General features: G+C 54.1%; 12 protein-coding genes. 4 read left to right on the top strand and 8 right to left on the bottom strand.

What is annotated here, in order from left to right; genetic code table 11:
• Positions 1-2: 2 nt before the first annotated feature.
• Positions 3-3,374, top strand: a complete 3,372-nt coding sequence (locus tag QMG93_RS26500; RefSeq protein ID WP_281941891.1) for a GH36-type glycosyl hydrolase domain-containing protein — start codon at positions 3-5, stop codon at positions 3,372-3,374.
• 106 nt (positions 3,375-3,480) lie between these two features.
• On the opposite strand, the gene opp4C is transcribed toward QMG93_RS26500, so the two are convergent.
• The 6 genes from opp4C to QMG93_RS26470 form a co-directional block, all read right to left on the bottom strand.
• Complete coding sequence (opp4C, locus tag QMG93_RS26495) at positions 3,481-4,380, bottom strand: oligopeptide ABC transporter permease (RefSeq protein WP_281941889.1); 900 nt, start codon at positions 4,378-4,380, stop codon at positions 3,481-3,483.
• An 18-nt stretch (positions 4,381-4,398) separates the two neighbouring features.
• Positions 4,399-5,364 (bottom strand): oligopeptide ABC transporter permease, encoded by a 966-nt coding sequence (gene opp4B / locus QMG93_RS26490; protein ID WP_281941887.1) that lies wholly within the window; start codon positions 5,362-5,364, stop codon positions 4,399-4,401.
• Between the two features lie 22 nt (positions 5,365-5,386).
• Positions 5,387-7,123: an oligopeptide ABC transporter substrate-binding protein gene (gene opp4A, locus QMG93_RS26485; RefSeq protein ID WP_281941885.1), complete on the bottom strand. Its 1,737-nt coding sequence runs from the start codon at positions 7,121-7,123 to the stop codon at positions 5,387-5,389.
• A gap of 24 nt (positions 7,124-7,147) precedes the next feature.
• The gene (locus QMG93_RS26480; RefSeq protein WP_281941884.1) at positions 7,148-8,134 is read right to left on the bottom strand and encodes an ABC transporter ATP-binding protein; all 987 of its coding nucleotides are present in this window, start codon (positions 8,132-8,134) and stop codon (positions 7,148-7,150) included.
• Positions 8,131-9,147 carry an ABC transporter ATP-binding protein gene (locus QMG93_RS26475; protein ID WP_281941882.1) on the bottom strand — a complete coding sequence of 339 codons (1,017 nt, stop codon included), beginning with the start codon at positions 9,145-9,147 and terminating at the stop codon, positions 8,131-8,133. Before QMG93_RS26475 ends, QMG93_RS26480 begins: the two co-directional genes overlap by 4 nt.
• Before the next feature lie 461 nt (positions 9,148-9,608).
• Positions 9,609-10,019 carry a VOC family protein gene (locus tag QMG93_RS26470; RefSeq protein WP_281941881.1) on the bottom strand — a complete coding sequence of 137 codons (411 nt, stop codon included), beginning with the start codon at positions 10,017-10,019 and terminating at the stop codon, positions 9,609-9,611.
• 271 nt (positions 10,020-10,290) lie between these two features.
• On the opposite strand from QMG93_RS26470, the gene QMG93_RS26465 reads away from it, so the two are divergent.
• Positions 10,291-11,088, top strand: coding sequence for a helix-turn-helix domain-containing protein (locus QMG93_RS26465; RefSeq protein WP_281941879.1), 798 nt, complete (start codon positions 10,291-10,293; stop codon positions 11,086-11,088).
• Positions 11,089-11,165: 77 nt separating this feature from the next.
• Here the strand turns inward: QMG93_RS26465 and QMG93_RS26460 are convergent, their stop codons facing one another.
• Together QMG93_RS26460 and QMG93_RS26455 are read right to left on the bottom strand one after the other, a co-directional pair.
• On the bottom strand, positions 11,166-12,665 hold the full coding sequence (locus QMG93_RS26460) for a stalk domain-containing protein (RefSeq protein ID WP_281941877.1): 1,500 nt from the start codon (positions 12,663-12,665) through the stop codon (positions 11,166-11,168).
• 251 nt (positions 12,666-12,916) lie between these two features.
• Complete coding sequence (locus QMG93_RS26455; protein WP_281941875.1) at positions 12,917-13,717, bottom strand: M48 family metallopeptidase; 801 nt, start codon at positions 13,715-13,717, stop codon at positions 12,917-12,919.
• 474 nt (positions 13,718-14,191) lie between these two features.
• On the opposite strand from QMG93_RS26455, the gene QMG93_RS26450 reads away from it, so the two are divergent.
• The gene (locus tag QMG93_RS26450) at positions 14,192-15,193 is read left to right on the top strand and encodes an ABC transporter substrate-binding protein (RefSeq protein ID WP_281941872.1); all 1,002 of its coding nucleotides are present in this window, start codon (positions 14,192-14,194) and stop codon (positions 15,191-15,193) included.
• 128 nt (positions 15,194-15,321) lie between these two features.
• A complete protein-coding gene (locus QMG93_RS26445; protein ID WP_281941870.1) occupies positions 15,322-15,942 on the top strand; it encodes a PH domain-containing protein in 621 nt (206 codons plus the stop codon).
• Positions 15,943-15,964: the final 22 nt, after the last annotated feature.

Here is a 15,964-nt window from a genome sequence, read left to right as displayed (position 1 = left end):
CGATGACCATGCTGAACACGTCCCGGTTTCGGGTCGAAGCGGGGAATTTACGGTTTACCTTCTTGAACAGCGGCGATCTGTACGAAGCGGCTTGCCAGGATACGATGATCAATCAATGGCTGTCCGACCCGGTGACGGGATCGTTGAACAATTTGTACTTGCGGCAGCACCGGGCTTCCGGCATTGAAGCAACGCCTTTGCTTGGCGTTCACTCTGCGAGCCGTGTGCGTCATGCGGACGGCAGCCGGGTCGTCTGGGAAGGCGAGGCTGGCGAGCTTCGCTATGAAGTAACCTTTCGCTTGACGGCGCGTGGGGTATGGTTCTGGGACGTTGCCGTATACGGGCAGGAGGCGGAAGTCGACGTCGTCTACGGACAGGACGTGGGTATCGCCCATCCGGGCGCCGTCCGCAGTAATGAAGCTTACTTGTCCCAGTATATCGATCATGCGGTGTTCGAGGACGCGCAGAAGGGATATGTCGTTTGTTCCCGGCAAAATCAGCCGCAGCAGGGGAAGTTCCCCTATCTTCAGCAGGGCTGTCTGACGAAAGCGGCCGGTTATTCGACGGACGGTTTTCAATTTTTCGGCTTGTCCTACAAGGAAACAGACGAGCCAGAGGCTTTGACCAAGGCTTCGCTAGATAACGAAGTATACCAATACGAATTTGCATATATCGCGCTGCAATCCGAACGGGTCAAGCTGGCCGGCGAAGCGAGATTCGTCTTCTACGGCTTGTTCCGGGACAACCATCCGGAGGCGGTAGCCGCTCTGGAATACGAAGCCGACGTATCGGAAGCATGGCGAGAGGCGCTGGAGCAGGAATCCTCGGCCCCGGCACCGGCCTCCTCCGCCTCTTGGCAGGCGAAGGTCGGTGTAGCGCGGCAGATCGGAGTGCCACTGCGTACCTTGTCCATGACGCGGCAAGAGGTCGAAGACCTGTTCTCGAGCCGCCAGCAAGTGGAGCAGGACGGAGAGGAGCTGCTGTCCTTCTTCACCGATACCCACGAGCATGTCGTGCTGAAGGAAAAAGAGCTGCGCATGGAGCGTCCGCACGGACACATTCTCATGACCGGGAATAACGACCGGATGAACGAGCGGGTCATCACGACGACCTCGTACATGTACGGGATGTTCAACGCGCAGTTGGTTGTCGGCAATACGTCGTTCAACAAAATGATGACCAACGCCCGCAATGCGCTGAACGTGCCGAAGACGTCGGGGCAGCGCATTTATGTCGAGCTGGACGGGCAGTACCGGCTTCTGGCAATGCCGTCCATGTTCGAGATGGGCTTCAACTATGCCCGCTGGTATTACAAAACGGCGGACGAGCTGTTTGTGATCACGAACTATACGACCGTGGATACGCCGGAGGTCGTGCTGCATGTCCGTTCGGCCAGCGGCAAGCCTTACCGTTTCCTGCTCTCGAATCAGGTGTGCATGAATGCGGCCGAATACGAGCTGCCGTTCCGCATGGAGCAGCAGGACGACGGCCGGACGCTCGTTTTCTATGCGGACGCCCATTCGCTCAGCGCCCGCGCTTACCCGAGCCTGTGCTACCGCATGAGGATCGAAGGCGCGGACATGCAGGCGGGAGACGAACGGCTGCTGGCCTCGAACGCGGAGCCGGGCTCGGCTTCTCTGGTCGTCCTCGCTCTCAGCGCAAGCAGCGAATGGACCGTGACGGTGCAGGGCCTGCTGCACGGGGAAGAGCTGCCGTTTGCCGAAAGGGATGCCGATGCGGAAATCGAGCGGTATCGCGAATTTTACCGCACGGTCATGAACGGCTTCCGCTTGACTCAGCGCGGCGAACGGCCGGACGAGCTGGACAAGCTTAACACGCTCGCATGGTGGTATACGCACAATATGCTGGTTCACTTCTCGGTGCCGCACGGCCTGGAGCAATACGGCGGGGCGGCATGGGGAACGCGCGACGTGTGCCAGGGGCCGACGGAATACTTTTTGGCGACGCAAAAATACGACGTGGTGCGCGACATCTTGACCACCGTGTATTCGCATCAATACGAGGACGACGGGAACTGGCCGCAATGGTTCATGTTCGACCGGTACGCCTTCATTCAGCAGGAAGAAAGCCATGGCGATATTATCGTATGGCCGCTCAAGGTGCTGAGCGATTATTTGACGGCGACCGGGGATACTTCCATTCTGGAGGTGGAGTTGCCTTATACGAAGCGGGGCGGCTTTACGTTCACGGAACAGACCGAGACGGTGATGGAGCATGCCAAGAAGCAGCTTGACTATATCAAGCGGCACTTTCTGCACGGCACGCACTTGTCTTCGTATGGCGACGGGGATTGGGATGATACGCTCCAGCCGGCGAGCACTCAGTTGAAACGCTATTTGATCAGCAGTTGGACGGTAGCTTTGACGTATCAGGTATTCAGTCAACTCGCTGTGGCTTTGGTGGAAGCGGACGCGGAGACGGCGGCCGAGCTGAAACAGCTTGGCGAAGGCATCCGGGAGGACTTTAACCGGTATATGCTGCAATCCGACGTCATTCCCGGATTTGTGTACATGGAGCAACCGGCCGAAGCCGAGCTGATGCTGCATCCGTCGGATACGAAAACCGGCATCCGCTACCGGCTGTTGCCGATGACGCGCAGCATGATCGGCGAACTGCTGACGCAGGAGCAGGCGGAGACGCATTACCGGATCATCAAGGAGAAGTTGTTCTATCCGGACGGCGTCCGGCTGATGGATCGCCCGGCGAATTATACCGGGGGTGTCAGCAAGCAGTTCAAGCGGGCCGAGCAGGCGGCTAACGTAGGCAGGGAAATCGGCCTGCAGTACGTCCATGCCCACATCCGTTTTATTGAGGCGATGGCCAAGCTCGGCAAATCGGACGAGGTGTGGAGGGGACTAGCCACGATAAACCCGGTCGGCCTTCGGAGCGTCGTGCCGAACGCGGAGCTTCGGCAAAGCAATGCCTACTTCAGCAGCTCCGACGCAAAGTTCAGCACCCGCTACGAGGCGCAGGAGCGCTTCGACGAGCTGCGCGACGGCTCGGTGCCGGTGAAGGGCGGCTGGAGAATTTATTCCAGTGGTCCGGGAATCTATATGAACCAGCTGATTGCCAACGCCTTGGGGATTCGTCTGATCGAGGGCGACTTGATTATCGATCCGATGCTGCCGCCGTCGCTAGACGGGCTGGAGTTCGAATTCGAGGTGATGGGGGCTCCGGTCAAGTTCGTGTATCGTCTGACTGGTCGGAGGCTGAACCGGGTGACGATGAACGGCCGTGAGCTGACGGTGAAGCCCGTAGCCAACCGTTACCGGGAAGGCGGCGTACGCATTGGGAAGCGAGAATTTGAGGGCAACCGGTTGGAAGCTAGCAATGTCATCGAAATTTTTATGTAATAAAGGGAGGGGCTAGCTCTCAAGCACCGGCCCATGAACACGGCGGCGGCCGTCCGGAACATGTGCTTCATGTTCGGGCGGCCGCCGCGTTTTGTGTTCCTGCAAATTACCCTTTCGGATCAAACGCTTCCTTTGCGCCTTCCCCGATAAAGTTGATGGCGAGAATCGTAGAGGTAATCACGACGGCGGACGGCAGCCAGACCCACCATTGGTTTTTAATCACTTGGGGCGATATCGCATCCGACATCATATTCCCCCAGCTCGGCACGTTGGCCGGCACGCCAAACCCGAGGAAGCTAAGGCCTGTCTCTACGCCGATCATCACCGCCATCACGACGATCGCCTGCACAATAATGGTGGAGGCCACATTGGGCAGCAAATGCTTGACGATCACCTGGAACGGCTTGCAGCCGATCGCGACGGCGCTCATGATGTACTCGTTCTCTTTCTCCGCCAGCACCTTGCTTCGGACAAGGCGGGCGATCCCGCCCCAGCCAAGCACGCTGATGACGACAATCAACACCAGGATGCCCGAGTCCGCAATGACCGTTTTCAGGACGATAACAAAAATAAGAAATGGGAAGATCATCACAAAATCGGTGAAGCGCATTAGCAAGTTGTCGATTTTGCCTCCGAAGTAACCGGCCACAGAACCGATGGTCACCCCGATAAACGTCACCAAAAAGCTGATGCTTACGGCGATCATCAGCGTCGTGCGCCCGCCGTACAGCAATCTTGCGATAATGTCGCGCCCGCCCTTGTCCGTTCCTAACAGATGCTCCACCGACGGAGGTTTATGGATAAGACGCAGGTTGATTTTAACCGGGTCATAGGAGGTCAGCAGCGGCGCCAGAACGCACAGGGCCGCAATGAGGACCAGAAACGCGAGGCTGGCGACCGCCAGCTTGTTGTGAAAAAATCGGCTCCAGCCCGTCACCCATGGAGAGGCGCTTCGTTTTTTGCCGATGGGCATCGTTTGATTCAACGGCTTCGTCGCGGTATTCATAGCCATCCTCCTCTCATGCTAGCGAAGCCGGATACGCGGATCGACGTAACCGTACAGCAAATCGGAAATTAAGTTGCCGATCAGCGTCATGACGGACGCAAACATCGTTATCGTCATCACGACGGAATAATCGCGGCTGCTGATCGAGGAGACGAACAATTCGCCCATTCCCGGATAAACGAACAGCGTCTCGGTAATGACCGCCCCGCCGAACAATCCCCCGATATCGATACCGAGAAACGTAACCATGGGGATCAACGAATTGCGCAGGATGTGCCGGTTGTAAATATGCCGCTCGCTTGTCCCTTTCGCTCGTGCCGTCCTGACGTAATCCTTGCGGCTGCTCTCGATAATGTCATTGCGCAGAAATTGCGTATAAGCGGCCGTGCCCAAAGAGCCGAGTACGAACGCGGGCAGCAGCGAATTTTTCAATACGTTCAAGTAATACGCAAGTGTGCCGTCGGCTACCCCGACGCTGCGCGATCCGCTGGCGGGTACCCAGCCGAGCTTGATCGCGAAGATGTAGATGCAGACGATTCCAATAATAAAGCTCGGAAGGGCATAGACAATGTAGCTGACCGTCTGGATCGAATAATCGATCGGCGTATTCGGACGTCTGCCTGCGACCATCCCGGTCAGGAAAGCGATCGCATAGGTAATGCATATGGCCATCGTGGCCAGAATGGCCGTATTCTGGAGCCGCTGGAAAAACAGGTCGCTCACGGGCATCTTGTGAATGAAGGATTGGCCGAAATCGCCCCGCAGCATGTTGCCGAACCAACGGATGAACTGCTGCGGAATCGGGTCGTTATAACCCAACTGCTGGCGCATTTCGGCGATATATTCCGGCTTTACGTTGGCCGGATCGATCATCCCCGTCAGGGCGTCCCCCGGCATTAATTTTGCCAGGGTGAACACCACAACGGAGATGAGCAGGAGTAGCGGAATCATGCCCAGTAGTCTGCGCAACGTATAAGTCAGCATAAGCCCAGCCTCCCGGATACGGTCATTGCGTGACCCACCACTTATGAACGTCGATTTGATTCGTGAACGAGTTCGCCTTGACGTTCTGCAGTCGTTTGTTGCTCACCGTCACATCGATCGGGGAATACAAGAACATCATCGGCACTTCTTCATTCACGAGCTTCTGCCACTTGTGATACACGTCCTTGCGGTAGTTCTGATCAAAAGCCTTCTCGCTGATCCCTTCGTCAATCAGGCGGTCGGATTCGGCCGAGTTCCAGCGCGGGAAATTCCAGAGCACGTTGCTCTTCCATAATGCCTTCGGGTCGGGATCGCTGGCAAGCGACCATGCGCCGGCAAACAGCTCGACAGACGGATCGTCATTCTCGACCACATCGTAGAAGGCGTTGAACTCTTTCAATGCGCCTCCGTTTAGCTTTACGTCAAGTCCCACATCCTTCCACATCTGCATCATCGTTTGGGCGCGCGGCGCGGCAACCTCCGTGCCGGACATGGCGTCGAAGTTAAACGTGAGCTTGTTCCCTTGCGGATCTTCACGCAATCCGTCGCCGTTCGTATCTTTATAACCCGCTTCGTCGAGCAATTTCTTCGCTTTATCGGGATTGTATTCGTACGGATTCAATTGATTGTCCGGAATCTTCGCCCAGCTTACTCCCGGCATGGGGGCGGAGATCGTCTTGGACAGACCGTTGGCGAACGCATCGATCAGCGCTTGCCGGTCCAGTGCGTAATACATCGCTTGCCGCAGGCGCTTGTCGGCGAACTTGGATTTCGGGTTCGCAACAATTTTCTCGGATTTCTTGTCCCACGTCCCCAGCTTGAAGCCGATATAAGCGTAGGAAAGCGCATCTTGTTTATCGATATTGACGTTTTTCAGCTTTTCAACGTCTTTAAATTGACTGTTCGGCACTTCCATGATGTCGATTTCGCCGTTTTCCAGCAGACTGGTCGCCATATTGCCGGCAACCACCTTGTAGATCACGCCGTCGAGCAGCGGCTTGCCTCCCCAATAGTCGTCGAACCGCTCCATCTCGACATACTCGCCCGGCTGAATCTTTTTTACTTTGAACGGCCCGATGCCGATCGGCTTTTTGCGGACTTGATCGGAATTCAGCATATCTTTGACGGCAACACCGGCAAAATACTTTTTCGGCATCGGATACGACCACAGGTTCGAGATCGTATTCGGCGCAGCGCTTTTGACGGTAACCGACATCGTGTAGTTGTCGACCAGCTTGATGCCGGCAATATCTTTTGCTTTGCCCTCGCGGTAATCCTCGACGCCGACAATCATCTCCACGTTGCTGTACCGGCTGCCCCCGGCCGCCGTATAGTCTTTATGGGCAATGGTCTCCAGCGCGAACTTCCAGTCCTCCATCGTCAGCTCATCGCCATTGTGCCACTTGACGCCGGGCTTGATCTTGAACGTAAACGTCTTGTGATCATCCGATTCCGTCCATTCGGCAATATTGGGATACGTCTTGAGGTCATCGCCGGTTTTGAGCAGGTCGTCCATCATGAACCGCAAAATCAAATCGTCGTCCTGACCGCCGTAAAATGCGCGGTCAAGCACGCCCTTGAACGGCTGCGTATAGCCGTACTTTACAATGCCCCCCGGTTTCGGCTCGCTTGTCGCGGCTTTGTTCTCTTCGACCTTTTTCGGCGTATCCGTTCCCTCCGGCGCTTTATCCGTGCAGCCGGTAAGGGACACGGCAAGAAACAGCAGGGCGGATAAAATCATTGAAGCTTTTTTTTCCATGGAACGCATCCTCCTTTTATGAGATTATTCGTATAAATGACAGGCGACCTCGTGTTGAGGCGCCACCTGTTTAAGCGTGGGCTGCTCTTCCCGGCAAGCGGCAACGGCATGGCGGCAGCGCGGATGAAAGGCGCAGCCGGCGGGCGGATTGGCCGGACTCGGCACATCGCCTTGCAGCACGATCCGCTCTCGCTTGGCGTTCGGGTCCGGGATCGGCACGGCGGACAATAGAGCTTGGGTGTAGGGATGGAGCGGGCGTTTATATAAGCTCTTCTTATCCGTAATCTCGACGAGCCGACCCAAGTACATGACGCCGATCCGGTCGCTGATATGCTTCACGACGCTCAGATCGTGAGCGATGAACAGATAGGACAGCCCGAAATCGGCTTGAATGTCCTGCAGCAGGTTCAGCACTTGCGATTGAATCGATACATCGAGCGCGGACACGGGTTCGTCGGCGACCACGAGCTTAGGCTTTAGCGCCAGCGTTCTTGCGATGCTGATCCGCTGCCGCTGCCCGCCGGAAAACTCGTGGGGATATTTGTAATAAGAGTCCTCGGCAAGTCCGACCTTCACGAGCAGTTCGGCAACGCGTTCCTCCAGCTCTTTCCCGATACGCGATTCATAATTGCGAATCGGCTCGGAAACGAGATGGCCGACCATCATTTTCGGATTCAGCGAGCTAAACGGGTCCTGGAACACCATCTGCATATGCTTGCGGATCTGCCGCAATCCTTCGCCTTTGATCCGGGTAATGTCCTGGCCTTCAAAATAAATCGTGCCCGCGGTCGGCTCGATGAGACGCATGATCGCGCGGCCGGTCGTCGATTTGCCGCAGCCGGATTCTCCTACAAGTCCGACGGTTTCGCCCCGCCGCATCGTAAGTGAGAAGTCGTTCACCGCCTGAATCGAGCCGACCTGTCTCCGAAAGAGCCCGCCGTGAATCGGATAATGCTTCTTCAAATTGAGAACTTGCAGCAGTGGGCGGTCATTTGCGGTCAAATCATTCATACAGTTTCCTCCTCCCGGGCTGCCGGCACACACGCTGAAAAGTTCAAACAGCGAACGTTATGGCCGCCGCCTACATTGGCGAGCTGCGGCGTCAGCCTCCGGCAATCGTCGCTGGCGCTCGGACAACGTCCGGCAAACCGGCAGCCGGTGCGGGGCATATGGACAAGCGACGGGACGATGCCGCTAATCGAATTTAATCGTTCCTGCTCCTCGTCAAGGCGGGGGAGCGATTGCAGCAGCAGCTGCAAATATGGATGCTTGGGCTCGTAGAAAATTTGCGTGACGTGCCCTTGTTCCACGATTTGACCGGCGTACATGACGGCGACCGTATCGGCCATCTCGGCGACAACGCCAAGGTCATGCGTGATCAAAATCATGGACATGCCTCTCTGCTGCTGTATATCTTTAAGCAGCTCAATAATTTGCGCTTGGATCGTGACGTCGAGAGCGGTCGTCGGCTCGTCGGCGATCAGCAGCTTCGGGTTGCAGGCGATCGCCATCGCAATCATGACGCGCTGGCGCATGCCGCCCGATAGCTGATGCGGATATTCGCCGACAATTCGCTCGGCATGAGGGATGCCGACGGACTTAAGCAATTCGATGCTGCGTCTGCGTTTTTCTTTCTTGCTCATCACAAGATGATTCCCCAGTACTTCCTCGATTTGATAGCCGATGGTAAATACCGGATTAAGCGCGGTCATCGGCTCTTGAAAAACCATTCCGATATCACTGCCACGCAGCTTGAGCAGTTCGTTCTCGGATAAATTCATCAGGTTCTTCCCGTCAAACCAGATTTCCCCACTGTCCATCCGGCTTATTTTCTTGGGCAGCAATTTCATGATGGACAAGGACATGACGGATTTGCCGCAGCCGGATTCCCCGACGATGCCGAGTACCTGCCCGGGTAACAAGCGGAGAGACACATCGTCGACCGCGCGATAATAATTCCCTTCGATGGAAAATCCTGCACTCAAATGACGGATGTCAAGCAAGGCGCTCGACGGATTGTTCATAGGATCACCTCGAGAAGTTTGCCGATTTGCATTGGTTTGGTAAACGCTTCCAACACTATGGCTGCTAGATTTTAAGGCGGATGAGTTGCTTGTGTATGGACTTAGGCGCTTTGAATACTGGAAAGGGGATCGTCCCTGGATCATCGCGTCGTATGGACGATCGTTACAGGTATGAAATTCGTGAGGTCACCAAAACCGATGGTTGCTTGCTGTGGAAGACGTCGTAGTGATGTATTAAACCGTTGGCAAAAAATTGCGACAATTAAAAGCAATGACATTACTACACATTTTACATACACTACCTTTTTTTGTCACCCCCCTTTTTTTGTTCGCATGAATTGTTGAATTTTATCGAAGGCATGTTCTGTTTATGAAGGATTAATATTACATCGCTTGTTAGCTATTAACACGTAAAAAGACCGCAAGGCTGTGCCTGCGGTCTGTATCATCTTTGTATGGGATTAAGCTTGGCTCGCTTGAGTTTGGTTGGTGATCATCCAGATCACGCCGTACTTATCTTCGATCTGGCCGAACAGGCTGCCCCAGAATGCCGGCTCCAGCGGGAGCTTTACGGTGCCGCCTTCCCCAAGCTTGGCGAATGCCTCGCGGGCTTCGGCTTCCGTCGGGAATTCCAGATTCAGTTGAATACCGTTCCCATGGTTAAGCGGTTCGAAGACGGAATCGCTCATAAAGAAGTTAATTCCGCCGGCCATCACACACATATGCAGCACTTTGTCTTTCAGCGCTTCGCTTGCATCCGGAAGCTGTCCATGCGTCATCACGGACTGAATCTCTCCGCCGAGCGCGTTGATATAGAACTCCGCTTGAGCTCTTGCATCCTTCGAGACCAAATAAGGTATAAGCTTCGCCATGATACAACATCCTTTCAAACCGTTAATTTTGTCGATTTCATCCTAAGTATAGCATTCCCCCGGAATTCCGGTTTCTTACGGATTGCTGTTTTGGCGAGAAATCCGTTCATTAAATCTAACATATTATGTAACATTTTAAGGCGAAAAAGAGGAAATGAGTTATAATTTACTGTTCCATGCCTATAAAAATTATGATAATATGAAAGCGAACGTTTGTTCCTTGATATGGAAGCGTTTGACTAGAGGAACGTGATTGGGAGGAAGTGAAGGAATGGCGAACGACAAGTATCCGGAGATCGACGCGGTAATCGACTATATTCATCGGAATATTTACGACCCGCTGCCGCTTGCCCGCTTAGCTGCTTATGCAGGCTACAGTCCGTTTCATTTCACGCGCATTTTTAAGGAAAGAATCGGCCTCCCGCCGTTATATTATGTTTCTTCCCTCCGTCTGCAAAAGGCAAAAGACTTGCTGCTGCGCACGAATCTGAGCGTTCGCGATATCGGACTGGAGATCGGACAGCAGAGTCTGGGAACCTTTACAACGAGGTTTACCGAACGGGTCGGCGTGACGCCGTCCGACTTCCGCAACTCGACACCTCAAGCGGACAGCCATTTCCGAACGTTACAGGGGCTCAGCGATTGGACATCGGGGCATCCCGTTTTCGATCAGCATGCCAGAATCGAAGGGACCGTGCAGGCGGAGGTCCCTTTTGAGGGCGTGATTCTAATCGGCTTGTTTCCGAAGCCGATTCCCGAAGGAATTCCGCTGCACGGCACGCTGCTTTCCTCGCTAGGGGAATTTTGCTTTACCGGCGTGAAGCCGGGCACCTATTATCTTATGGCCACATCGGTCTCCTGGGGGATGCAGGCGGTAGACTTTTTACTCCCGCATAACACCTTGCGCACCCGTTCAAGGGAGCCGATCGTCGTTCAGCCGTACTCCTCCGTTCCTTATCAGCAAGTGATGCTTCATGTCCCCCGGCTTGACGACCCGCCCATCCTCATTTCCCTGCCCTTGTTGATGAACAGGTTCCTGAGCGAGCGGCTGCAAGCGAGCTACCGCTAAGCGGAAAAGGCTCTATCCGTTGTCAGAACCGGATAGAGCCTAGATCGCCCTCTGACAGGCAGCCTCTTGGGTCAGCCTTACTTTATAGTTTGACTCGAGCTGAGCACGCCATCGGTGAAGTACAAATAATTGCCGCTGCCGATGCTCGAACCGCGGTATACCCATTGCTCGAACGTACCGAAGCTGCCGGTCGTTTTATTGACGTCGTCCGGCTTGCCCCAAGACATCAGGACTTGTTCCTGGGTCATACCGATCCTGACTTTTTGTTGGCGAATGACCGACTTCACGCTTTCCGGCCAGTCGAATTGGGCCAGCGGATCGGCGGTGAAGAACGATCTATGGATGGCTTCGATCGAATCGAAATTAAACTGGACGTTCTTGCTCCCATTGCTTAAGACGACGGTCGGACCGCTGTAGCTGATGACGGCCAACTGCTCGAATCTTTCGAATCCGCCGTTCATGGCGCCATCGCTGCTGCGGGGCAGGGAATCTACCCAGAGGTTCGGATAGTTCTTCCATATCGCTTCGGCGTCCGAATCAAGTCTCAGCTTTTTGATTCCATCGGAAATGATATTTTGGTTGCCCCAAGTATTGTTTTTCGACAAGTTCCCGACGGTGAGATCTACCCGCTGCTGCTCTCCCCAAACGATTTTCATGTCCATATAATCCGTCAAAAAGACAAGCGGCACATAAATGACATCGTTCTCCGAGATCGGAGGAAAGTCCAGACGTACCGTGTGCGAGTCCATCTTGCCTCCGTAATACGTCAGCAGGTTGCTATTGGCGCGCAGCAGCAAAATGCGGCTCGGATGATTGATCCGGATGACCCCGTCTACGGCTTGGGCCGATGCGTTCACCTTGCCAAGTACGGCCCAAAGAGGCACATAGACGGCGTTATTGCGAACGATCGGAGCATAATCCGACTTCAAGTAGCTTCCGTTAATGTAGATTTTATAGCCTTCAGTTCCCGGGGGCGCTTCTTCCCGGACCGGTTTTCCGTCCTTCCATTGGCCCTCAAACCATTTTTCGCCATAGATGGAGGTTCCTTTAGCGGCAAAGCCTTTCCCGTCGGGCAGACCGTTCTTCATCTCGCCATCGTACACAAGCGGCACGCCGTCCAGCTCGAAATAAGGCCGAGAGATAATATACATATCTTTCTCCTTGGTGTCGATATGCGTCGATTGGGCCTCGGTGTTCCATTCCACCTTGGCGCCGAAGGCTTCTGCCACGAAACGGATGGGAACGAACGTTTGTCCGTCCTTAATCTGCGGCGGGACATCAAGCGTCTGGGACTTGCCGTTCACCTGAACGGTCGGGTCGCCGATTTTTAATTGGACGGTCGTACTGCCTTTCGTCAGGGTGATCGATTTCGTGCTTTCCTCCCAGCTCAGCTTGGCTCCGATTTCGTCGGAGATATCGCGCAGCGGGACAAGCACTCTACCGTCGACTTGAATGCCGATATCCATATTGACGCCAGGTTTGGCGCTGTTTGCGGCAAAAGCGGGGACAGCCGTAACGAGCATGGCTGAAGCGAGCGTAGCGGAAACGGTTTGGGACAGCCGAAATTTGATTTTCATAGCGGGTTGCTCCTTTGGGTGAGTTTTCGGTGGGAATAACAAAATATTACAAATAGTATAAGAGTTATTTCCTGCATTGTCGACAATTTTCTAGGAAATTCGACTTATGCTACCGGGAAAATAAAGAGATTTTTAGGAAAATTGTCGTATCTTATCGGTTAATACGGCACGACGTGGAAAATGTTGCAAAAAAGCCCGCCATCATAGAATGGCAGACTTTTCGGGCTTGGATTCGCTGCCCGTCGGTTCCTTCAGGAGGCGAAGGACTCCCGCTCGAAGGCGGGCGAGGCATAGCCGAACAGCTGCGGCTGCGCCTGCATCAGCTCCATTTGCTCGATGCGCTTGGGCAGCGGCGGATGGGTCGACAGGGCGTAGCTGAACCAGACGAAGAAGCCCGTTTCCTTGCGGCTCTCGGCGACGTATTCGGCGACGTTCACCTTGGCGTACATCGTTCGGCCGATGGCCAGAATGGTCAGGGCGGAGATGGCCGCCGGGGCGTTCCCCGTATACGCCGCCGCCATCCGGTCGCAGGTATATTCGCAGGCTCTCGAATAAGCTTTGCCCAGGAAAGGCATCCATTGGGCGGGCAGCAGCAGCAGGCTTTTGGCCATATGATTCCGCTTGATATGCGCCAATTCGTGCGCGATGACGTAAGCCAGCTCGTCTTCTTCGTTGTCGGCCATTTCGAACAATTCGGAGTACAGCACAATGAAGTTGCGGCCGAAAAAACGCGAGGCGAAAGCGTTCAGCATCCCGTCCGATTGAAGAACAAACACATCGGGAACCTGCCGGATATCCATTCGCTCGCACAACTCGTGCACCTTCCGGTACACGGCAGGGAATTGATACTCCGTCAGCTTGACCCCGTTGCTTTTGATATGTCCGATCATAAGGCCGTGAAGGAAAAAGGTGATGCCAAGACCGATCAATAGATAAAAGATGCCGATCAGCGAAACGATCAGCCCGAAATAGACCATGATGCTAAAGAGCAGGCTGATAATGAAGTACGACGTTTCTTTGCTGTGAATTAACCGCGGATTCATGGGGTTCATGCAGTGCTCGTTCCTTTTCTCAGATGAATAATGTACCTTGTGTTCAAATAGGCTGTTGAGAAAGTGGTCAATTGAGGTCATAGAGGTTACGATGGGGTGGGGTATCCACTTCCGACCGCTCTTGTCCTCGGGAAATTTGAATGGAAGCCGCTTAATAGCGGACATTTCCCGAAGACAAAGGCGGCCGCTATCGCTTCTCCAGTGGATACCCCACCTACGTTTGCATCTCTATTTTTGTAAACTACTTTCTCAACAAGCTCAATGTGCCGTGTATCCAAGGCTCATTCCTAATTGTCGGCATTGCCCCTCGTTTTGTTTAGAGATTATTGGAAATCACGCCCGGATGCGGAGATGCAGGGAAGACTAGCCTGTGGAAGCTAGTCCGAGCGTTGAAAATATTCGTTGCCGGACCGTTGCGAGTCATGTAAGATGATGGATGTGATAACGATTATCAATCTCATTTAGGGGGAAACCATGCTGCCTGTCAAAAAAGTGATGAGCCTAATCGGCACCTTGCTTCTGATGGCCTCTCTGCTGCTGGCTTGCGCCAGTACTATGGGCACTCCGGACGCCGCCGGGCAGGGCCAAGAAGCTGCCAATAAGGAAGCCGGACAAGGGAAAAAGGAAGCGGCGACCCGATTGTTTAAAGATGCCAAAGGACGCGAGGTTACCATTCCAGCCGCCCCTCAAAGGGCCGTCGTCCATTATTATGCCGCCGAGGCGATATCTTTGGGCGTAAAGCCGGTCGCCACGAATTGGATCAATGCCAGTCTGATTCTGACCAAGGATCAGCTGCAGGGGATCGAAGATATCGGAGGGGAGGGAGTGAACCCCAATGTGGAGAAAGTCCTTTCGCTCAGCCCGGATCTTATTATTGTCCCCGATTTTCTGGAGCAGACGAGCTTGGATGCTTTATCCAAGGTAGCTCCTACCGTAGCGGTGAGCTATACGGACGATGTTTTTACGCGCATGAAAACGATGGGCGACGTGCTGGGAAAAAGCAAGGAGGCGGAAGTCTGGACGGCCCGGTACAAAGCAAAAGCCCAGCAGAAGCGGGAGCAGCTCAAGCCTTACATCAAAGAAGGCGAAACGGCTTCGGCCTTTGTCTTTTTCCAGGATAAGCTGCTCTATGTGTACGGGAATCAGCGGCTTAGCTCCACGCTCTACGATGCGCTCGGCTTTTCGCGTCCGGAGAAAGTGGCGGCTCTTTTTAAAGATAAGCCGACCCTTCTGTGGCAGTCGATCTCGAATGAAGCGCTGCCCGACTATGCCGGAGACCGGATTTTCTTGGTCACGCTGGATAATAACGAGAACGCCAAAAAAGGGGCGGAGGAGCTCATGAATAGCCCCGTATGGCGCAACCTCCCCGCGGTGAAAAATGGGAAAGCCTATGTGGTCGGCAATAAATGGTCGTTTTACGATCCGGTTACCTTAGACTGGCTGCTCGACGAGATGCCGAAGCTTATGATGAAATAGCAGGCGCACCGCACCATGCGAATAAGCTTTTCGGCCTCGATTAAAGCAGCATACCGTTCCGTAGCGCGGAATGTTATAATCGAGATGGATTGACCATAGCCAGCAGATCAGGAGAGAGGGATGATGACATGTTTGGGAAAGTAGCCGCCGACATCTTGGGAATCAGCGACATCGGGTCGGTCATTAAACCGCAGGATTACGACAAGGTCGACTCCGACGATTACGTGATGCACGAAGACAATGAGAAAATTTACTTCCTTATCAAGTCCAAGACGGACGAATACTGCTTCACCAATCTGGCGCTGATCCATCTTGACGGCACAAGCGCCATCAGCAAGAAGCGTACGCTGCACCGCTACAGTTACAGCACCTACAGCATCTCGGACGTTCTGCTGGAAACGGCCGGAACGGTGGATCTGGACGTCGAAATCAAATTTACGATGGGCTCCGGTTCCGCAGCGTTCTCCATCGATGTGCATAAGAAGCATATTGCCGAGGTCAAAGATTTGTACAAAGCGCTCATCAAGATTTCCGAGCTCACGCATGAGAACGAAGTGGCGATGGCGTACGCGAAGGAAAGTCTCGAACTGGCGTCCTCTACCTTAAACCGCGTGGTCAAGCACGACATCGATACCGCCGGACAGTTCAAGGAAATCAACCAAGCTGCGTTCGATTGGCTAACCGGTGCCCGCAAACAGTATAAAATCAAAGACTTCGGCTTCGTATTCGAGAAGTATATCAATCAATAAAAGAGAGCACCGCGTCCGGGAT

Source organism: Paenibacillus tyrphae (genome assembly GCF_027925525.1).
GTDB lineage: Bacteria > Bacillota > Bacilli > Paenibacillales > NBRC-103111 > Paenibacillus_G > Paenibacillus_G tyrfis_B.
Note: the sequence above shows the minus strand (reverse complement) of the source record. Positions and strands in the feature narration are given on the sequence as shown.